The sequence below is a fragment of the Novosphingobium sp. 11B genome, assembly GCF_054589055.1.
The window spans coordinates 1-20,378 of record NZ_BAAILP010000286.1 but is presented as its reverse complement, the minus strand read 5'-3'; the positions used below and the strand labels follow the sequence as shown (position 1 = coordinate 20,378).

At 65.3% G+C, this 20,378-nt stretch carries 18 protein-coding genes and 1 pseudogene; 14 read left to right on the top strand and 5 right to left on the bottom strand.

The annotated features are described in order from the left end of the window. Positions 1 to 87: 87 nt before the first annotated feature. Both ACYPYD_RS24530 and ACYPYD_RS24525 read right to left on the bottom strand, forming a co-directional pair. Complete coding sequence (locus ACYPYD_RS24530) at positions 88 to 909, bottom strand: SDR family NAD(P)-dependent oxidoreductase (protein WP_211151703.1); 822 nt, start codon at positions 907 to 909, stop codon at positions 88 to 90. Beyond that, positions 906 to 1,685: an SDR family NAD(P)-dependent oxidoreductase gene (locus tag ACYPYD_RS24525; protein WP_459666051.1), complete on the bottom strand. Its 780-nt coding sequence runs from the start codon at positions 1,683 to 1,685 to the stop codon at positions 906 to 908. Before ACYPYD_RS24525 ends, ACYPYD_RS24530 begins: the two co-directional genes overlap by 4 nt. Before the next feature lie 145 nt (positions 1,686 to 1,830). On the opposite strand from ACYPYD_RS24525, the gene ACYPYD_RS24520 reads away from it, so the two are divergent. Beyond that, entirely contained in the window at positions 1,831 to 3,276 is a 1,446-nt protein-coding gene (locus ACYPYD_RS24520; RefSeq protein WP_459666048.1) for an aromatic ring-hydroxylating oxygenase subunit alpha, read from the top strand. After that, positions 3,273 to 4,049 carry a ThuA domain-containing protein gene (locus ACYPYD_RS24515; protein ID WP_036526544.1) on the top strand — a complete coding sequence of 259 codons (777 nt, stop codon included), beginning with the start codon at positions 3,273 to 3,275 and terminating at the stop codon, positions 4,047 to 4,049. The genes ACYPYD_RS24520 and ACYPYD_RS24515 overlap by 4 nt, the downstream gene beginning before the upstream one ends. Positions 4,050 to 4,085: 36 nt before the next feature. On the opposite strand, the gene ACYPYD_RS24510 is transcribed toward ACYPYD_RS24515, so the two are convergent. Beyond that, a complete protein-coding gene (locus ACYPYD_RS24510) occupies positions 4,086 to 4,565 on the bottom strand; it encodes a nuclear transport factor 2 family protein (protein ID WP_459666047.1) in 480 nt (159 codons plus the stop codon). Positions 4,566 to 4,584: 19 nt separating this feature from the next. Continuing rightward, positions 4,585 to 5,295, bottom strand: a complete 711-nt coding sequence (locus tag ACYPYD_RS24505; RefSeq protein WP_459666045.1) for a TetR/AcrR family transcriptional regulator — start codon at positions 5,293 to 5,295, stop codon at positions 4,585 to 4,587. Positions 5,296 to 5,545: 250 nt separating this feature from the next. Between ACYPYD_RS24505 and ACYPYD_RS24500 the strand changes: the two genes are divergently transcribed. Beyond that, entirely contained in the window at positions 5,546 to 7,876 is a 2,331-nt protein-coding gene (locus tag ACYPYD_RS24500) for a TonB-dependent receptor (RefSeq protein ID WP_459666043.1), read from the top strand. Between the two features lie 212 nt (positions 7,877 to 8,088). On the opposite strand, the gene ACYPYD_RS24495 is transcribed toward ACYPYD_RS24500, so the two are convergent. Continuing rightward, positions 8,089 to 9,576: a tetratricopeptide repeat protein gene (locus tag ACYPYD_RS24495; protein ID WP_459666041.1), complete on the bottom strand. Its 1,488-nt coding sequence runs from the start codon at positions 9,574 to 9,576 to the stop codon at positions 8,089 to 8,091. A 20-nt stretch (positions 9,577 to 9,596) separates the two neighbouring features. On the opposite strand from ACYPYD_RS24495, the gene ACYPYD_RS24490 reads away from it, so the two are divergent. From ACYPYD_RS24490 to ACYPYD_RS24440, 11 genes and pseudogenes are all read left to right on the top strand, one after another. After that, positions 9,597 to 9,914, top strand: coding sequence for a putative quinol monooxygenase (locus ACYPYD_RS24490; RefSeq protein WP_008830790.1), 318 nt, complete (start codon positions 9,597 to 9,599; stop codon positions 9,912 to 9,914). Next, positions 9,911 to 10,690 carry an SDR family NAD(P)-dependent oxidoreductase gene (locus ACYPYD_RS24485; RefSeq protein ID WP_459666039.1) on the top strand — a complete coding sequence of 260 codons (780 nt, stop codon included), beginning with the start codon at positions 9,911 to 9,913 and terminating at the stop codon, positions 10,688 to 10,690. The genes ACYPYD_RS24490 and ACYPYD_RS24485 overlap by 4 nt, the downstream gene beginning before the upstream one ends. Continuing rightward, the gene (locus ACYPYD_RS24480) at positions 10,687 to 11,448 is read left to right on the top strand and encodes an SDR family NAD(P)-dependent oxidoreductase (protein WP_459666037.1); all 762 of its coding nucleotides are present in this window, start codon (positions 10,687 to 10,689) and stop codon (positions 11,446 to 11,448) included. The genes ACYPYD_RS24485 and ACYPYD_RS24480 overlap by 4 nt, the downstream gene beginning before the upstream one ends. Positions 11,449 to 11,471: 23 nt before the next feature. After that, complete coding sequence (locus ACYPYD_RS24475; protein WP_459666035.1) at positions 11,472 to 11,930, top strand: cupin domain-containing protein; 459 nt, start codon at positions 11,472 to 11,474, stop codon at positions 11,928 to 11,930. Further along, positions 11,927 to 13,225: a M24 family metallopeptidase gene (locus ACYPYD_RS24470; RefSeq protein ID WP_459666033.1), complete on the top strand. Its 1,299-nt coding sequence runs from the start codon at positions 11,927 to 11,929 to the stop codon at positions 13,223 to 13,225. The genes ACYPYD_RS24475 and ACYPYD_RS24470 overlap by 4 nt, the downstream gene beginning before the upstream one ends. Before the next feature lie 31 nt (positions 13,226 to 13,256). Then, positions 13,257 to 14,261, top strand: a complete 1,005-nt coding sequence (locus ACYPYD_RS24465) for a thiamine pyrophosphate-dependent dehydrogenase E1 component subunit alpha (RefSeq protein WP_459666031.1) — start codon at positions 13,257 to 13,259, stop codon at positions 14,259 to 14,261. A 15-nt stretch (positions 14,262 to 14,276) separates the two neighbouring features. Further along, positions 14,277 to 15,269 (top strand): alpha-ketoacid dehydrogenase subunit beta, encoded by a 993-nt coding sequence (locus ACYPYD_RS24460; protein WP_459666028.1) that lies wholly within the window; start codon positions 14,277 to 14,279, stop codon positions 15,267 to 15,269. Between the two features lie 9 nt (positions 15,270 to 15,278). Beyond that, positions 15,279 to 15,521, top strand: a complete 243-nt coding sequence (locus tag ACYPYD_RS24455; RefSeq protein WP_008830797.1) for a biotin/lipoyl-containing protein — start codon at positions 15,279 to 15,281, stop codon at positions 15,519 to 15,521. A 76-nt stretch (positions 15,522 to 15,597) separates the two neighbouring features. Next, positions 15,598 to 17,016 carry an outer membrane protein assembly factor BamB family protein gene (locus ACYPYD_RS24450; protein ID WP_459666026.1) on the top strand — a complete coding sequence of 473 codons (1,419 nt, stop codon included), beginning with the start codon at positions 15,598 to 15,600 and terminating at the stop codon, positions 17,014 to 17,016. A 273-nt stretch (positions 17,017 to 17,289) separates the two neighbouring features. Continuing rightward, the gene (locus tag ACYPYD_RS24445; protein WP_459666024.1) at positions 17,290 to 19,590 is read left to right on the top strand and encodes a membrane-bound PQQ-dependent dehydrogenase, glucose/quinate/shikimate family; all 2,301 of its coding nucleotides are present in this window, start codon (positions 17,290 to 17,292) and stop codon (positions 19,588 to 19,590) included. A gap of 597 nt (positions 19,591 to 20,187) precedes the next feature. Then, positions 20,188 to 20,378, top strand: a pseudogene (locus ACYPYD_RS24440) (IS21 family transposase); the annotation flags it as partial.

The window sequence follows — 20,378 nt, the reverse complement described above, 5'->3', positions numbered from 1 at the left end:
GACAAGCTCAGCCTGAGCGGAATATGAAAAACGTGCTTCAATTTCCGCTCAGGCTGAGCTTGTCGAAGCCCCCCGAGACGGGGCGCCTTATTGCGCGGTCCAGCCGCCATCGACGACAAGCTCGCCGCCGGTCATGTACGAACTGTCCGAAGACGCGAGGAAATAGACCGCGCTGGCCAGTTCCGCCGGGTCCGCCAGCCGTCCGATCGGGGTCTTGCTGGACATCAGATCGACCAGATCCTGCGCCTTGCTGGCGACGCCCTTGTCGACCCAGCGCTGGAAGCCTTCCTTGAGGAGCGGGGTCAGAACGAAGCCGGGATGCAGCGAATTCGCGCGGATCGGCATCTTCTTTTCGGCAAATTCCAGCGCGATGGACTTGGTGAACAGCCGCACCGCGCCCTTGCTGGCGTTGTAGCCCGAAACCTCGCTCATGCCGACCAGGCCCATGATCGAACTGACGTTGATGATCGAGGCGCCGCCCCGGAAATCCGCCCCGCTCGCGGCCATCAGCGGCACGAAAGTCCGCACGCCGAGGAACACGCCGTCGACGTTGATGCTCATGATCCGGCGCCAGCCCTCCAGCGAGGTTTCCGCCACCGGGCCGGTCAGGTCGATGCCCGCATTGTTGACCAGGATGTGCAGTTTTCCGTGCCTTTCGGTCACGGCGGCGAGCACTTTGGCCCAGTCGTCCTCGCTGGCGACATTGGCGCTGACGTAGCTGGCCGCCTGCCCCAGACGGGCGAGCGTGGCGCTGGCATACTCGGTGTCCGGCGCCTCGAGGTCGGTCAGGACCACTTCGGCGCCTTCGGCCAGGAAACGCTCGACGCAGGCGAGGCCGATGCCGCGAAGGCCGCCGGAAACCAGCGCTACGCGGCCCTTCAGCCGCTGCGAACCCAGTTCCTCGCTCATACGCCGTTCATCCCTGCGGTGGACGCGCCGTCCATGGTGAATTCGCTTCCCGAACAGAACCTTGCCTCATCGCTCGCAAGCCATGCGACCATGCCGGCGACTTCCTCCACAGCGGCCATGCGGCCCATCGGAGACAGGCCCTCGTAGGCGGCGCGGGTGGCGACGGGGTCGCCCGATTTCTCGATCAGGTTCACGATCAGGGCGGTCTCGACGACGCCCGGCAGCACGGCGTTGACGCGAATGCCGTACTTCTGGTTGCCCGAGTGCACCGCCGACGCCTTGACCAGCGCGATCACGGCGGCCTTCGACACCGAATAGGCCACGAAGTTGCCCATCGCCCGGTGCGCGTTCATCGAGGAATTGACGATGATCGAGCCGACCGGCCCTTCCGGATTCTTCGCCATGGCCCGCATCGCGTGCTGCACGGTGAGCATGACGCCGGTGAGGTTGACCCCCATGACGTTGTTCCAGCCCTCGATCGAGATGCTCTCGATGCTGCCGTCCCCGCTTTCGGTCCCGGCGTTGGCGAAGGCGATGTCGAGCCGCCCGTGCGTTTCGAGGATCTGCGCGATCAGGCCGTCCCACGCCGCCGCGTCGGTGACGTTGTGCTTCACGAACTCGGCCCCGGTCGCGGCGCACAGCGCATCCGCCGCCGCCTGGTTGGAGCCGGTGAAAATGACTTTAGCCCCGTCGGCGCACAGACGCTCGACAGTGCCGGCGCCGATGCCGGAGGTTCCTCCGGTGACCAGCGCCACCTTGCCTTCAAGCCGCTTCACGGCATTCTCCCGATTACTATCCCGGCCAACATGGCCCATCCGCGGCGCTCCACAACCTATGATTTTGAGCAAGGTGACTTGTGGTGCAGCGGGGTGCAGAAATGGCGACAAACAGGGAAATGCGTTCTTGGGAGATTGAACGACCATGGCCGATCGAGATCCGGAAATCGCCGGAAAGCTGGGTGAAGACCGCAGCGAAGGCATAAGCTGGGCGGAACTGATGGCGCAGGATTCGCGCACTCCGCCTGCGATTCTGACTGACGAGAGCTATACGTACCGCGGTTCGGAGGCGATTCCCGCCGAGCGTTACACCAGCGAGGAATTCGCGAAGCTCGAACGCGAGCGGATGTGGCCCTACGTCTGGCAGTTCGTCGCGCGCGAGGAAGACCTGCCCGATCCGGGCGACTTCATCGTCTACGAGAACGCCGGACGTTCCTACCTCGTCAGCCGTCAGGACGACGGCTCGATCCGGGCGATGCACAACGTCTGCCTCCATCGCGGCCGCAAGCTGCGCACCGAGGAAGGCGCCGCCGACAAGTTCGTCTGCCCGTTCCACGGTTTCGCGTGGAAGAAGGACGGCAGCTTCGATTCGATGCCCTGCCAGTGGGACTTCCCGCACCTCGCCGAAAAGGACCTCGACCTGCCCGCCGCCGAAGTGGGCCGCTGGTCGGGCTACGTCTTCATCCGCGAGGAATCGGGCGGCCCGAGCCTCGAGGAATTTCTCGCCCCGCTGCCCGAGCACTTCAAGCGCTGGCGGCACGAGGAATGCGCCAGCGTCATGCGCGTGGCCAAGGAAGTCCCGGCGAACTGGAAGGTGGTGATGGAAGCCTTCATGGAGGCCTGGCACACCATCGTCACGCACCCGCAGCTGCTGCCGTTCACTGGCGATTCCAACGCCGCCTACTGGACCTGGGGCGACAATGTGAACGTCAACCTCGTCCCCTTCGGCGTGATGAGCCCGCACATCGCGGAAGGGCAGGGCGAGCAGTGGATCGTCGACGAGTTCATCAAGTACAACGGCCGCTCTGGCGACAACTACGAAGGTGAGGCCCACGCCAACCCGATGGCGATCCAAGTGCCCGAGGGCATGACCGCCCGCGCGGCGCTGGGCGCCGCCATGCGCGCGGCCTATACCGAGAGCACCGGCTACGACCACGAGAGCGCGACCGACGCCGAACTGCTCGACGGACTCGTCTACAACGTGTTCCCGAACTTCGCGCCTTGGGGCGGGTACATGCCGAACATCGTCTACAACTGGCTGCCCGGCAAGACGCCCGACACCTGCATCATGGAAGTGCGCATCCTCGCGCGTATTCCCAAGGGCCAGCCGATCCCGCGCGGCGCGCCGCTCAAGATGCTGCGGCTCGACCAGAAGTGGACCGAGGCGCCGGAACTGGGCATTCTGGGCGACGTGTTCGAGCAGGACATGGACAACCTGCCTTACGTGCAGGACGGCCTTCATGCCTCGAAGAACGGCAAGGTGAACCTCGGGAACTATCAGGAAATCCGCATCCGTCAGTTCCAGGACACGATGATGAAGTACATCGTCGGCGACCTTGGGGGCGACCTCGGCGGGGCTCCGAAGGCATGAGTGAGGCTGAAGGCGCGCATCCTCCGCGCATAAACTGCGTCCTCATCTGCGGCGGCGTGTGGCACGACATGGACTTCGCGCGGCTGGAGCTTCTCAAGCTCCTCGCCGAAGACCCCAGCGTGCGCACCCGCGTGTTCGAGGATTATGAGAACCTCGACGCACTGCGGCAGGCGGACATCCTCATCACCTATACCTGCGACGTCACGCCCTCGCTGGCGGCGCAGGAGGTGCTGCGCGACTGGCTGAAGGCGGGCGGGCGCTGGCATGCGCTGCACGGCACCAACTCGGTGCTGCGCCTGCTGTCCGAAGGGCCGGACAAGGGCCTGTGGGACGCCCCGCGCTGGGCGCCGCTGTTCATGGACATGCTGGGTTCGCAGTTCATCTCGCACCCGCCGATCGCGCCCTACACGGTGACCGTGGCCGATCCCGGCCATCCGCTGGTGGCGGGCATCGAGCCGTTCGAGACGACCGACGAACTCTACCACATGGAGACGCACGGCCACCTGCACGTCCTGCTGGAGACCGACTGCACGGTCGAGGGTACCGGCTTCGTCGAAGCGGCCGATGCACTCGGCAAGCAGCCGGTGATGTACCTCAAGGATCACGGCAAGGGCGCGGTGCTCTACAACACGCTGGGCCATTGCCGGGGCCACTACGACCTCCAGCCGATGCTCGACTGGTGGCCGACGGTGGACCGCTGCGCCTGGGACCTGCCGGTGTTCTACGAACTGCTGCGCCGGGGCATCGCCTGGCTCAAGCAGAGCGGGAAGTGAGACGCGGCGCCGGGGTCTGCCCCGGCGCAGCCCCGCTCAATCGACCTTGAACGGAAGCGCTCCGGTTTCATCCGACCGCGTCGGCCACAGGATGGTGAGCGCGATCCGGGCGAACTTCCAGCGGCCGTCCTGCCGGACGTAGTGGTCGTCGTAGCGGCCGATCAGCAGCAGCGGGTTCGCCTCCCCGCCCGGCGTGACGATGGCCGAGCCCGTATGCTGGCGCGTGACGAGGTCCAGCAACAGGCAATGCCCGCGCGCGGTGTCAGGTCCAGTCAGCTCGATGGCGTGATTGGCGACGTAATGCAGCGTCTCCAGCGGCGCGCGCAGGTGCTTCCAGTGCTGGCGATAGAGGCCGAGCACCGCGTCGATGCCTTCGTAGGGCTCCGGAAACTCGCATAGGATGTCGTCGGCGAAATTGCGGCGCACCGCAGCCTCGTCCATCGTGTCGAAGGCGGCCGAGTAATCCACGCGAAGCTGGCGGATTTCCTCGCGCGCGATCAGGTCTTCAAGAGTCATCATCTTCTCCCGCTTGTGATTATTCCTTGGTCGAGGCGCGCTTGAGGCGGGTGATCTTCTTCTGGACCGTCGCCAGCTTGCGCATGTAGGTCTCGCGAATGTCGCTGGTCAGCAGCAGCGCCGCGCTCTGCAGGAAGCAGGCGTGCAGTTCGGCGCGGCACTGGTCACCCGCGCACTGGCCCAGCGACCAGCGGCGGTAGACCACGAATTCGTGCATGACGTGGGTATCGACCAGCGAGGCGAGGTCGAGATCATCGCGCACATGGCCTTTGGCGCGCTGCAGGTCCAGCCACCCCGAGAAGCGCGTGTGCGCCACCGAGGTCAGTTCCCGCACTTCCAGTTCCCGCGGTTCGGGCGCGAAGACGAAGTCGATCACCACCCGGGCGTAGAGACTGTCGCGCTCAAGCTCGCTGACCATCCAGTCGAGTTCGCGGAACACCACCTCCAGCGTGTAAGTCGCACCGCGCCGGGCGATGTGTTCGCGCACCTCGACCATGCGATCGACGACGGTGGCGCTGATGACGCCGTCCTTGTCGCCGAACAGGCGGTAGAGCGTGCGCTGGGCCACCCCGGCGTCCTCGGACAATCGCCGGATGGTCAGCGCCGCGACTCCGCCTTCGCCGAGGATGCGGTGCGCGGTGTCGACGATGCGCGCACGCCGCTCGGTCATCGCCGGGCTGGTGTAACGGCGGCGAATCACCGGCGGTTTTTTCGCGATCACGTCTTGCATCGCAGCAATGCCCCCCGGCGTGGTGGTTATCTTTTCATTACCGCGAGAAACGTGAACTTCGCCGCTCTCCAAGACAATCCCCTCCGCTCCATCACCGCTGCACTGCGGTAAAACAAATCATACATGAATGTTTTTTATGTCTTCACAAAAATGATCATCTGTACTCATTTATGCCTGCCCGGCGAAAAGTCGGCACGTGATTCGAACTGCCCATGACCAGACGAAGGCAGTCGGTTCGGAGGGGAAGAACATGATCGGCAAACGACACCTGAATTGCGTCTTCACGACTTTCGCCACGGGGCTTCTGGCGAGTGTCAGCACTACCGCGATGGCCCAGAGCACACCGGCTTCCGCGCCGCCGCAGGCCGATCCGCCGCCGCAGCAGGGCGGACTGGAGGACATCGTCGTCACCGCGCGGCGCATCTCGGAATCGCTGCAGGATACGCCGGTGGCGGTGTCCGCGTTCACCGAGACGGCGATCCAGAACAAGTTCGCCACCGACATCCGCGCGCTGGCGGGCGACGTGCCCAACGTCGTCATCACCAACGTGCCGGGCTTCAACGCCGCCTCGATCGGCATTCGCGGCCAGTCCACCGGCGACATCATCCTGACCTTCGAGCCCGCCGTGGGCGTGGTGGTGGACGACTTCGTCCTCGCCCACGTCCAGACCCAGCTGTTCGACCTGTTCGACGTGGAGCGCATCGAAGTGCTGCGGGGACCGCAGGGCACATTGTTCGGCAAGAACACCGTGGGCGGCGTCGTCAACGTCATTACCAAGAAGCCGGAGCCCGGCTTCAGCGGCGAAGTGCGGCTCGGCTATTCCAGCTTCAACACCAAGGACGTCAAGGCCGCGATCAATATCCCGCTCGCCGACAACCTCTACTTCCGCGCGGCAGGATCGTTCCAGGAAAGCGACGGCTACTACCGTCTGACCAAGAACAACGACGTCGACGGCTTCGAGGGCGTGCCCGGACGCGGCCAGCGCTGGGGCGGATCGCGCTACTTCAGCGCCCGCGCCAAGCTCTTGTGGGAGCCGACCGACGACACCAACATCCTGCTCACCTACGAACTGCTGCGCGATCGCGGCGACAGTCCGCCTTCGGTCAACGAGACGCCTCCGGGTTTCCTGATCGACGTGGTCGGCTTCCCCGGCATCCAGACCACCGGGCAAAGCCCCTACAAGACCGGCACCACACTGTGCGAAGGTTCGGCCACCGCGCCGACTTGCGTGGGCACGCTCGATGGTCACCGCGTCGATGTGGACGGCGTCTATTTGCGCGGTGAGCATTCGGTCGATGACGTCGGCACGATCACCGTCGTCGGCGGCTGGCGGCGGGTGCAGTCCAAGCTGCCTTCCGACTATACGGGCGAGAACGCCTACTTGTTCGTCTCCACGCGTGAGGACGTGCGCAAGCAGTACAGTCTCGAGGCACGGTTCAGCTCCGACTTCTCGGACGTCCTGAAGTTCACCGTGGGCGGCATGTACTGGGGGCAGAAGCTGGACGCCAATGCTACCAGCTTCCTCGGCTTCCTGCGCTTCCTGGGAGACCCCACCGCGCTGACCGACCCGAACCAGTCCACCGCGAACTACAAGGTCGACAGCTACGCCGTGTTCGGCGAGGCGGAATACAAGGTCGCCGACCCGTTCTCGGTCTTCGTCGGCGCCCGCTACACCAAGGAGAGCAAGGACTTCGCGGTGCGTCCGCAAGTGCGCCGCTCGACGATCGCGACCGGGTTCTGGCCCGAGTACAGCGACAGCGCGAAGTTCTCCAAGCCGACGATGCGCGCAGGCTATCGCTGGGAGATCGCGCCGGGGATCAACAACTACTTCACCTACAGCCAGGGCTACAAGTCGGGCGGCTACAACGAGCAGGCGATGTCCGCTACGTCGGCGCTGCCGTTTCGTGAGGAGACCGCCGACAGCTTCGAACTGGGCTTCAAGACCGAGACGGCCGATCGCAAGCTGCGCGTCAACATCGCGGCGTTCTATGTGAAGTACAACGATCTGCAGCGCGACGCGGTGGTCCCCTTCATCGATCCGATCACAGGCCTGCCGGGGCAGGAGACGCGGACGACCAATGCGGGCAAGGCCCACGTAAAGGGCATCGAACTCGAAATCTCCGCCGCACCGGTGGTGGGCCTGACGATGGGCGCTTCGGTTGGCTGGCAGAAGGCGGAGTACGACGAGTTCAGCACCGACGTGAACGGTGACGGCGTGAACGACGATGCCTCCTACCTCAAGCTGCGCAATGCGCCCAAGTGGACGGCCAGCGGGAACGTGCATTACGAGTTCCCGCCGACCGACTGGGGGGTCGTCTCGCTCAACGCAGACGTCAACTATCAGGCACAGTACGAATCCACGACGCTCAACGCCGACTATTCGCAAGGTCAGGCGCGCACACTGGTGGGGGCAAGCATCGGCTGGACCGATCCCGACGAGCGCTTCCGCGTCGCGGTGTTCGGTCGCAACCTGCTGGACAAGGTCTACCGCGTCTCGGCCAACTCGGTCGCGGGGCTGTTCAACTTCACCAACTACGCCCCGCCGAGGAGCTTCGGCGTTGAAGGCTCGGTGAAGTTCTGACGATGGTGGCGGCGCTCTCCTCACGGGCAGGTGCGGGCCTGCGCCGAGCCGGCCTTCCCCTGCGGTTTCGTGCGCCGCAGGGGAAGGTTAGCCTGCTCTCGCTTCGTGATGACGCCCCCCCATGCCGTCATTGCGAGCGGAGCGAAGCAATCCAGGGCGGTTTGCGCAGCGCTGGATTGCTTCGCTCCGCTGGCAATGACGAAGGTGGAGTTTCAGGGCAGCTTGTGCGCGCGGCCGATGCCCTTGGGGACGAGGTCGAAGGCGAAGCTGATGCGTTCCTTGTCGCCGCCGAAGGGCAGCGTGGCGTGCCAGAGATACGAGGGGAACAGGATCATCCGGCCCGCTCGGGGCTGGTAGGTGACGGGCGTGCCGCCGCCGCCCAGTTCCTCCGGCAGCAGGCCGATCGCGAAGGCACCGTCTTCACCCTCGAACTGTGGATAGTAGACACCCGAGAGCCAGTTGGGGGCATGGATATGCGAGCCGACTTCGCCGCCGGGGCGCAGGATCGTGCCCCACAGGGTCAGGCTCCATTCCTCGGGCAACGCGTGGAGCAGGGGGTGGTCGGCGGGTTCCTCGGCAAGGCGTGCATGGGCACTGGCGAGATGATCGCGGGCGATCCGTGCAAGCGTGCCGATCGCCGGGCTCCGCGCATCGGCGAGGTCTGCGCTCTGGCGTCCCTGGCGGGTCACGAGGCCCTCCGGCTCGAACGTCAGCGAGGGGTGAGCACGCAGTTCCTCCGTCAGCGCGGCGTTGAACGTCGCGAGGTCTTCGAAGCCCGGCGCGGCGTCGATGTCATGCACGGTGACGAAGCGGTCGAGCGCCATGATCCGTTCGCGATCGCCGGTCCAGCCGAGCTTCTCGAAGGCGGCGAGGGCCAACGCCACCGGCGTGGTGACGCTCGGCTGCGTGGCGACGAGTTTACCGCAGACGCCCAGCGCATCGCGCTCCTGCCCGGCGCGGATCATCGCGCGGACCAGATTGATGCCGAGCGCATGGTTGGGCTGTGCCGGATCGAAGGCGCGGCGCAGCACATTCACCGCACCTGTGTAATCGCCGGCCCGCTCGCGCATGAGGCCAAGCTGGTTTGCCGCGCGTGGGTTGCGGGGCTGTACGCGCAGGATTTGCCCGACGAGGCTTTCGGCCTCGTCCCGCTCTCCACAGGCGGCAAGCGCATCGACAAGGTTCAGCGCCGTGTCGAGGTGCCCGGGCCGCAGTTCCAGCGAGCGCCGGTAACGGCTCACCGCCTCGCCGTGCCGTCCGAGCCGCGCCAGTGCGACGCCGGTATTGTTGAGCGCATCGGCGCTGTCTCCGGCCTGCGCCAGTGCCTCCAACGCCTCGTCGTATCGCTCGGCCGCGATCAGGCAGGAGCCGAGATTTGCCAGCGTCGCGGCATGTCCGGGGCGCAGTTCCAGCGCGGCGGCGAAGGCCTGCAGCGCCTCCTCGTAAGCGCCCGCGTTCTTGAGCGCGACGCCCAGGTTCTGCCGGCGTCCGGCATCGCGCGGATCGGCGGCGCAGGCATCGCCGAAGGCACGCACCGCATCGTCCATGCGCCCGGTACGCTGGGCGACGATCCCCGCCAAAGTCAGCGCGTCGGCATCCCCCGGCTTCGCGGACAGCAGGCGGTCGACCAGTGGCCGGGCCGCCACCGGGTCCGGCCCCTGCGCGACGCGCGCCGCTTCGGCCAGCATTTCCCCCCACATGACGAAAGGTCCTCTCCGATATGATTGGTGTCATCATGCATGTCCGCACGAAGCCGGACAAGACGCAGCGCTTCATCGAACTGACCACGCAGCTGCAGAAGGACGTGCGCGCCAACGAGGCCGATACGCTGCTGTTCCAGGTCATGCAATCGCGCGAGGACCCGAACGCCTTCGGCTTCACCGAGATCTTCACCGACATCGCCGCCAAGGAAGCGCATGCGAACCGGCCCTACCACGTCGCCATGTCGGCGGAGGGCTACGCCTGCCTCGACGGCGACCCCGACATCCGCGTCTTCGACCTTCTGGGTGAAGCCGCCAAGGCAGGAGCCCACGCATGACCGGTTCGCTTGAAGGACGCATCGCCCTCGTCACCGGATGCACCGGCGGCATCGGCAGTGAGATATCGCGCCAGCTGGCCGAGGCAGGTGCGACCGTCATCGGCGCCGACCTCCCCGCCGAGGCAGGGGGCTGGCAGGGCGATTCCTATCTCTCGCTCGATGTGACCGACGAGGCATCCTGGCAGTCGGCGATCGGCGCGGTGGAGGCGCAGTACGGGCGGCTCGACGTGCTGGTCCATGTCGCGGGCATCGTCGTCGTCGAGAAGATGGAGAACACCACCATCGAGCAGTGGCGCAAACAGATGGCGGTCAACGTCGACGGCCCGTTCCTCGGCACCAAGGTGGCGGCGCAGCTCCTGCGGCGATCGGGCGAGAGCCTGCCGCACGGCGCCTCGGTGGTGGTGATTTCCTCGGTCGCGGGCAAGATCGGCTCGCCGCTGCACGTCGGCTACTGCACCTCCAAGGGCGCGGTGACGCTGTTCGTGAAGGCCTGCGCGATGGAGTTCTCCGCGCTGGGCTACAAGGTGCGGGTCAACTCGGTGCACCCCAGCGGGGTCAAGACCGGCATGGTCGACCACATCCTCCAGCGCATCGTCGACAACGGTTTCGCCGCCAGCGTCGAGGAAGCCGCCGCCGGGCTCGCCCCCGCGCACCCGATCGGGCGCATGGCCGATCCCATCGACGTCGCCAAGACCGTGCGCTTCCTCGCCTCCGACGAGGCCGGGTACATGCACGGCTCGGAACTGATCGTCGACGGCGGGTTCACCGCGCAATGAGCGGGCTCAGCGGAAAAGTCGCCGTGGTGACGGGCGGCACCAGCGGCATCGGCGCCGCCGTCGCCAAGCTGCTGACCGAGGCGGGCGCAAAGGTCGCGGTGCTGTCCGAAGTGCCGCAGGCCGATCTCGACAAGGCGGTGGCAAGCGGCACGCTCGCCCATGCGGCGCAAGTGGACATCGCCGATGCCGCTGCCGTCGCGGCGGCGGTGCGCGCGATCGAGGCGGCGCTCGGTCCGGTCACGCTGCTGGTCAACAACGCGGCGATCTGGGCGCCCAACCCGGTGCCGGAAAGCCCGCTCGCGCTGTTCGATCGGCACATCGACGTCAATCTCAAGGGCAGCTTCTACGTTACCCAGGCGGTGCTGCCCGCGATGATCGAGGCAGGCGGCGGGGCCATCGTGTTCATCGGGTCTGTCAGCGGCACGGCGGGCCGCGCGGGCGACAGTGCCTACAGCGCTTCCAAAGCCGGGGTCGCCATGCTGGCGCGCACACTGGCGGCGGAGCTTGGCCCCAAACGCATCCGCATCAACTGCGTCTGCCCCGGCGCGGTGGCGACGCCGCTGACCGCGAACTTGCGCACGCCGGAAGGCGAGCAGGCCATCGCCGCGCTGATGGACGGCCATCCCAGCCCGCGCCGCCAGTTCTTCATGGACCCAGAGCAGATCGCCCAGCTCGTCTGCTTCCTGCTCGATGACAAGTCGAGCGCGCTGCACGGCGCGGTCATCCCCGCCGACGAAGGCCTTACCGCAACGATGTAATTCCCAACGAGAGGACAAGAACCATGACCGTTCAGCACGATGCCGGAAAACTCGGCGACCTCATCGTCAACATCAACGACTGCCACGAAGTTTCGCTCGGCACCGGCACCACGATCCGGCTGCTGCGCTACAGCGAGGAGACCGGCGACTGGGTCCTGTGGGTCCACATGGAGCCCGGCGCGACGTTCGCCCCGCACTGGCACCTCGGCCACGGGCAGTATTTCGTCACCAAGGGCGAGCTGATCTACGATGTCGGCTCGGCGCCTGCGGGCACTTACGGTTACGAACCGATCGGCTCGCGCCACAACGAGGCGCGCTGCGACGAGGTGACCGAATACCTCTTCATGGGCCACGGCGCCGTTGCCTTCCTCGACGAGGCGGGCGCAATCCGCTTCATCCTCAACCACGAATTCCTGCGCGACGTGGCCAAGGGCGAGGTTGTCTCCAACGTCGCCAACGAGGGGCTGGAGGAAGCGGCATGACCGCACCCTCCAACCCCCGCGCCGACCGGCTGCGCACGATGATGGCGGCGGAAGGGCTCGACGCGGTCGTGCTCAGCCACCCGCATGATGTGCGCTATGCGGTGGGCTATCACTCGATCCTCGAACGCTGGCAGCAGATGGAGCCGATGGCTGCCGCGATCGTCTATGCCGATCCGGCGAAGCCGCTGACGCTGGTGATCCCGGAGGCGAACCTTGGCCTCGTCGCGGTGCTCAACAAGGACGGTGACGCCTGCACCTTCGGCGAAGTGCGCACGTTCGACATGCTCAACTTCTGCGAGGTCAGCCGCTATATCGACCCCGACCGGAACGGCGGCCAACTGGCCGAGGACGCCGCCGGGATGATGGGCGCGATCAGGGGCGCGTGCCAGCCCGATATCGCCGCCGCCATTGCTTCGGGCCTTGCCGATCACGGCATGGCGGGCAAGGCGGTCGGCTTCGACGAGCACCGCGTTTCCGCACGCATCGCGGCCGCCGTGCCGCACGCATACGCCGATGTGCTCGACTTCATGATGCGCGTGCGCGTGGTGAAGACCCCCGGCGAACTGGCGCGCTACCGCAAGCTGGGCAAGCTGGCGGACCGCATCATCGCCCACGCCGGATCGCTGCTTCACGAAGGCGCGGACTGGAACGACGTGCAGGCGCGCATCTGCGATTTCATGGTCCGCAACGAAGTAATCCCGGTGGACGAAGGCGCGATGCTGTTCGGCGGCGCTTACGAGGCGGACGAGTTCATTCCCGACCTGTTCCGCACGCGCGGCAACCGGGCCTTGCGCGATGGCGACATCGTGATCTTGGAAACGCAGGGCATCCACGACGGCTTCTGGGTGGACATCAACCGCACCGCCGTCGTCGGCAGGGCCAGCCCCGAATACCGCCGTCAGCACGACATCCTGCGCGATGCCTTCCTCAAGATGGTCGATCACCTGCGGCCCGGCGTCTCCACCGCCAGCCTGCCCGCGATCGGCTACGAGCATCTCAAGGCCAATGGCGTCGCCACGCCCGAGAAGCTGCTGGTGGTCGCCCACGGCATCGGCCTGATGCCGCTGGAGATCCCGCTGCCCTTCCCGGCGGCGGGGCTGGCCGGGGTCAAGCAGGGCTTCGTGATGGAGGAGGGGATGCTGATCTCGCTCGACAGCCTCTACTTCGGCGCGAAGCTGGGGCCGTGCCACATGGAGAACGTCTACGCGATCACCGCGGGCGCTCCCGAATCGATGTACGCGGCCCCGCTCGAACTGTTCGAAGCGGTGACACCCGAGCCTGCGAACGCAGCATGACCCCCCGATTTGCGCATACAAGGAGAGAGCGATGACCGCCATCGGCGACAACGACCGCAGGCTTGAGAAGTACCGCCGGATGCAGCGCATCCGCCAGTTCGAGACCAAGGCCGAATCCATCCATGCTGCGGGCGAAATCCCCGGCGCTCTGCACACTTATGCGGGGATGGAGGCTTCGGGCGTCGGCGCCTGCATGGCGCTGCGCGACGACGACTACATGGTCGGCACGCACCGCAGCCACGGCCATCCGATCGCCAAGGGATCGACGCTGCGCCCGCTCATGGCCGAACTGCTCGGCAAGGCGACGGGCGTGTGCAAGGGCAAGGGCGGCTCGATGCACTTGTCCGATTTCGCGATGGGTAGCCTGGGCGAAACCAGCATCGTCGGCTCCGGCGGCCCGGTTGCCGCAGGTGCAGCATTGGGCGCGAAGCTGCAGGGGCTGGACCGTGTGGCGCTGTGCTTCTTTGGCGACGGCGCCTCCAGCGAAGGGGCGATCCATGAAGGCATGAACCTTGCCGCCGTGTGGAAGCTGCCCGCGATCTTCGTGTGCGAGAACAACCGCTTCGGCATGTCCACGCCGACCTCCGCCGCCGTGGCGGGCGTCAATGTCGCGGACCGCGCGCACGGCTACGGCATCCCCGGCGTCATCGTCGACGGGCAGGACGTGGACGCCGTCGAGGAGGCCGTGCGCGATGCGGTGGACCGCGCCCGCGCGGGCAAGGGGCCGACGCTGATCGAGACCAAGACCTACCGCTACCGCGACCACGCGGTGAACATGGGCCGCGACCTCACCCCGCGCGGACCGGAGCATGACGACTGGGTCGCCCGCGATCCGATCACGCTCTACCGCGCGCGCCTGCTCGCCGATGGCGTGGCCGAGGGCGATCTCGACGCCATCGACGCGGCAATCGCCGAGGAAGTGACGGACTCGCTGAACTTCGCGCGCGAGAGCGCATACCCGGCCTTCGAGGAGGCCTTCGACCACGTCTTCGTCGATCGCCTGCCGATCCCCGACGACGTTCTGGCGCACGCCTGAGAAGGAACCGCAACCATGGCCAAGATCACTTTCCTCGAAGCCATCCAGCAGGCCCAGGCCGAAGAGCTGGAGCGCGACGCCCATGTCTTCATGATGGGCGAGGACATTCGCTGCAACGTCTTCGGCACCACCACCGGCTTCGTCGAGCGTTTCGGCGAGGAGCGCATCCGCGACACGCCGATCTCCGAGAACGGCTTCATCGGCGCGGCGGGCGGCGCGGCGATGGTGGGGATGCGGCCCATCGTCGATGCGACGCTGTCCTCGTTCCTCTATCCGGCGATGGACCAGATCTGCTCGATCATCGCCAAGTCCCGCTACATCTACGGCGGGCAGGCGAAGCTGCCGCTCGTGCTGCGCTCCTGCATGTTCTACGGCAACTCCAATGCTGCGCAGCATTCGGACCGGCCCTACCCGATGTTCATGAACATGCCGGGCCTCAAGATCATCTGCCCCTCCGATGCCGCCGATATGAAGGGCCTGCTCAAGTCCGCGATCCGCGACGACGATCCGGTGATGAGTTTCGAGGACGGCACCTGCTGGATGAACAAGGCCGACGTACCTGACGATCCCGACTTCCTGATCCCCATCGGCAAGGGCGACATCAAGCGCGAAGGCACCGACATCACCGTCGTCGCCATCGCCGGCGGGGTCAACGTCGCGCTGAAAGCGGCGAAGCAACTGGCGGGCGAGGGCATCTCGCTGGAAGTGATCGACCCGCGCACGCTGGTCCCGCTCGACCGCGATCTGATCCTGCGCTCGGTGCGCAAGACCGGCCGCGCGATCTGCGTCGATCCGGCCAACCGCACCTGCAGCGCCGCCAGCGAGATCGCCGCCACCATCGTCGAGGAGGCGTTCGAGGCCCTGCGCGCGCCGGTGGTGCGGATCACGACGCCCGATACGCACCTGCCGTTCAGTCCGCTCATCGAAAAGCCGCTCTATCCCTCGATGGAGCGCATCGTGAGTGCCGCCAGGCGCCTCGTAGGTGCCGCCGAGTTCCAGTCAGCCTGAGGAGCGAACATGGCCGAATTCACGATGGTCCTGCCGCAATACGGCATGGGGATGCAGGACGGCGAGATCGTTCGCTGGCTCAAGCAGCCGGGCGACGCGGTCGAGGAAGGCGAGAATCTCGTCGAGGTGGAAGCCGCGAAAACCACGGTGGAAGTGCCATCCCCCGTCTCCGGCACGCTGCTCCGCATCATCGCCGGAGAAGGTGAAACGATCGACGTGCGCGAACCGATCGCGGTGATCGAGACGGGGTGATCCACGTCCGAAAGGCGATCAACGGCACCGGGCAAGGCCCGGGATAACGCAGACGTTCCGGGAGAGGACGCGAGGGATGAAGGACGGGAAGGAAGGCCGCTGGCTGTGCTGGTCGGCTGGGGCGGTGTTGTTCGCCATCGGGGCGGTGCTGGCCGTGGGCGGGATAAAACTGCTGACGCTGGGCGGATCGGCCTACTATCTGGCTGCCGGGCTGGCCTGCGCGGTGTCGGGCGTGCTGCTCGGGAGGGGCGACCGGCGAGGGCTCTGGCTTTACGCGGCGATGCTACTGAGCACGCTGATCTGGGCCTTCTGGGAGGTTGGGGCGCAGTTCTGGCAACTCCTGCCGCGCCTTGCGGGGCCGACCGTGATCGGCGCTTTTCTCGCGCTGCCGTGGCTGCGCCGCCGACTGACCGCCGCTTCGGATGCCGGTACGCGTTGGGGGCTGGGCTCGGTCGTGCTGGTCGCGGCACTGGGGCTTCTGGGGGCGTTTCTAACGGTTCCCGTCTTCGATATCTCTGCTAGTCGAGTTGCCGCTTTTGCTCCGGCAAGCCCGGCCAGCGCGGAGTGGACCGATTACGGCGCGAACCTGTCCGGCACCCGCCATTCCCCGGCTGCACAGATCACCCCGGGCAACGCTGCGAAGCTGGAAAAGGCGTGGTCGTTCGAGACGGGCGACACCAAGGCGAAACGACCGGAGATCAAGTCCATTTCCTTCATGGCGACGCCGTTGATGGTGGACGACAAGGTCTATTTCTGTTCGCCTACCGGCAAGGTCTTCGCGCTGGATGCGGACACGGGCAGGCAAATCTGGCTGCGCGACCCCCGCACTAACATCGGCAATGCGCAGATGCTCAACTGCCGCGGCGTATCCTACCACGCCGCCCCCGCTGGCGCAGGATCATGCGCCAAACGGATCATCAGCATGACGGTGGACGGACGCCTGCTTGCCAGCGACGCCGGCACGGGTGCGCCTTGCGCCGATTTCGGCAAGGATGGCTCCGTGAACCTCGACGAAGGGCTCGGCCAGGTCGATCCCTTGCGGTCCTACTCGTCCTCGCCCCCCGTCATCGTCGGCGACGTTGCGGTGCTGGGCTCTTATGTGCGCGACAACTATACCGAGGACGATCCATCGGGCGTGGTGCGGGCCTACGACGTGAAGAGCGGACGGCTGCTCTGGGCATGGGACAGCGGACGGCCCGACGATGCCCCGATGCCCGGCCCCGGCGAAAGCTGGACGCGTGGTTCGGTCAACGCCTGGAGCGTGTTCAGCGCCGATCCCGCGCTGGGGCTGGTCTACCTGCCAACAGGGAACGCCACGCCCGATCATGTCGGTACGCACCGTTCACCGATGCTGGAGCGCTACGCCAGTTCCATCGTCGCGCTCGACGTCAGGACGGGACGGATGCGGTGGCATTTCCAGACGGTACACCACGACATCTGGGATTATGATATTCGTCAAGAGCCCGTCGAGGTGACGAGCGTGCGAAATTCATAGCGTATTACAGTGGTTTATGGACTCTAAGGTGCGTTTAATTGCGATGTCTGATTGTTGCTAGGAGCCATATAGGAGCCAGCCGGATTTCAATTCGGGCGAACCAGGGCGTGCTTAGGCGTAGGATATGCCGCTTTTTCTCTAAGATTGTTGCTTTGTTGTTCGAGAGAAGAAAACGATTTCATAAACGATAATAGGCCGGGTTGGTCTGGAGAGGGCCCAGTGATGGATATGAGAACTGCGAGCGGAAGATGGTTGCGATTGCTAATCGCTGCGGTGCTGTTCGCGATCGGCGCAGTTCTGGTCGCCGGCGGTGTCAAGCTGCTGACGCTTGGCGGTTCGCCCTACTACCTCGCGGCCGGGCTTGCCTGTGTGATCTCCAGCGGACTGCTGGCACGGGGTAATCGGTGGGGACTTCTTGTCTACGCCGCCATGTTGGCCTGTACCGTGCTCTGGTCCTTCTGGGAAGTCGGCGCGCGGTTCTGGCAGCTTCTCCCGCGACTTGCCGGACCTACGGTGATCGGTATTCTGCTGGCGTTGCCACCGATCCGCCGGCGCCTGATACTCGCTACCGACGCTGCGACGCGCTGGGCGCTGGGTTCCGTCGTGTCCTTGGCGGCACTGGTTCTGCTCGGCACATTCCTGATCGTGCCGGTTTTCGATGTTTCATCCGATCGCACGATGGCGCTTTCCGGGCCCAGTCCTGCCAGCGCGGAATGGACCGATTACGGCGCGAACGTTTTCGGCAATCGCCATTCCCCGGCAGTACAAATCACACCCGCGAATGCCGCGAATCTGAAACAGGCCTGGTCTTTCGAAACCGGCGATACCAAGGTGAAGCGGCCCGACATCAAGTCTATCTCGTTCATGGCGACGCCGCTGATGGTGGATGACAAGGTCGTGTTCTGTTCGCCGACCGGCAAGGTCTTCGCGCTCGATGCGGATACCGGCAAACAGATCTGGCTGCGCGATCCGCACACGCGGATCGGCAATGCCCAAATGCTCAACTGCCGGGGCGTATCCTATCATGCTGATCCCGCTGCAACGGACATCTGCTCCAAGCGCATCCTCAGCATGACCGTTGACGGCCGCTTTCTTGCCAGCGATCTTGCGACCGGCACGCCGTGTCCGGACTTCGGGAAGGGCGGGACCGTGAACCTCGACGAGGGGCTGGGGGATGTGGACCCGTTCCGCTCCTACACCTCGTCACCCCCGGTGATCGTCGGCAACACCGCAATTCTCGGCGCCTATGTACGGGACAACTACACCAAGGACGATCCCTCAGGCGTCGTGCGTGCGTTTGACGTGAAGACCGGCATGCTGATTTGGGCCTGGGACAGCGGCCGTCCTGACGATGCGCCACCGCTCAAGCAGGGAGAGAAGTGGACGCGAGGCTCGGTCAATGCCTGGACGGCGTTCAGCGCCGACCCAACGCTTGGTCTTGTCTATGTGCCCACGGGCAATGCCACCCCGGATCACGTCGGTACTCATCGTTCGCCGATGCTGGAGCGCTATGCGAGTTCGTTGGTCGCGCTGGATGTGAAGACTGGACGTGTGCGGTGGTCGTTCCAAACGGTGCACCACGACCTTTGGGACTACGACCTGCCTGCTCAATCGAGCATCGTCGATCTCACGCTGAACGGTCGCAAGTCAGCGGCTTTGATCGTGCCGACCAAGAGGGGTGAGATATTCGTTCTTGATCGTGCGACTGGTAAGCCGCTGACCCCTGTCGAGGAGCGGCCGGTTCCGCGCGGGACTCTGCCCCGCGAACGCTATTTGCCCACCCAGCCCTATCCGACCGGTTTCGCGTCTTTCGCCCCGCCGCCCCTGACCGAGGCACAAATGTGGGGTGCGACCCCGCTCGATCAGATGTGGTGCCGCATCCGCTTCCGCTCGCTGGATTACAAGGGCATGTTCACGCCGCCCTCGGAACGCGGCATGCTGCAGTGGCCGGGTACCTTCGGAATCCTGAACTGGGGCAGTGTCAGCATCGATCCGCAGCGCCAGCTGATGATCGTGAACTCCGCCGCGATCCCCCAGGAGGTGCGCCTGTTTCGTCATGGCGCAGAAACCGATCGTCCGGCTATGGCGAAGGACTCCCACGCGCCCGGCTATTTGCCGCAATACGGCACGAATTACGGTGTCAGTCTACTGCCTATGCTCTCGCCATTGGGCATTCCCTGCGAGGCGCCGCCATGGGGTAAATTGTCTGCTGTTGACCTGCGGACCGGGCGGATCGCCTGGAGCCGTACCTTCGGCACCTCAGCCGATACTGCTCCGTTTGGTGTGGCGGTGCCAGGAGCCTTCAATCTTGGCGGATCCGCTAATACCGCCGGCGGCGTTACCTTCATTGGGGCGGCAATGGATAACTATCTGCGGGCCTTCGACACGGCGACCGGGAAGGAACTATGGAAGGGACGGCTACCTGCAGGCGGACAGGCGACACCAATTACATATGTATCGCGAAAAAGCGGGCGGCAGTACGTTGTCATTGCCGCTGGCGGTCACGCGTATATGCGGACGAAGCCTGGTGACGCAATTGTTGCGTTCTCGCTCTCCTCAAGCACTCAGCGATGAATGTGGCTTTGTACTCGTGTCATCGAAAGAGCGTTGATCTGTTCATTTCTGAAGGTCGTGCAGCAATAGAGAGGCCCAGCAGCCAAATTTAGCTCTGTTAATCCGTCTATCGTGCGGATTCCGGGATTATCGCGCGCACCATTCCGAATTGATGGCGCGCAGGATTCCGAGGTGATCGCGCGCAGCGTTCCGAGAATTATCCGCGCAGCATTCCGAGATGATCGCGCGCAGTTTGGGATGACGTGAAGCCTGATCGTTGGGACCAGTTCCCTGGCTGAGCAGCCAGGAGGATTGGATGCCGACGAGGAGGGTTATGATGCGCCATGTGCGCGAGATATTGAGACTGAGCTTGGACGCCAGGCTCTCGACCCGAGCGGTAGCAGAGCATGTCCGGACGGGGGCAACCACGGTGCGCGACACGCTCAGGCGGTTTGATCAATCCGGGCTGTCGTGGCCGTTGCCGCCCGAGATTGGCGATGCGGATCTGGAGGAGCGGCTCTACGGCGTTCCCGGCGTAAAGCCGGGACGGCGCAAGCTTCCGGAGCCGGACTGGCCGGTGGTAGCGCGCGAACTGAAGCGCAAACACGTGACGCTGCAGTGCTCTGGGAGGAGTACCGCGCCGAGCATTCAGACGGATATCGCTATAGCCGGTTCTGCGATCTGTTTCGCCGGTGGGAAGGCCGCCTGCCGCTGGTCATGCGCCAGAGCCATGCCGGAGGCGAAAAGCTGTTCCTCGACTACGCTGGCGACACGGTGCCGGTCGTGGTGGACCGCAGGACCGGGGAAGT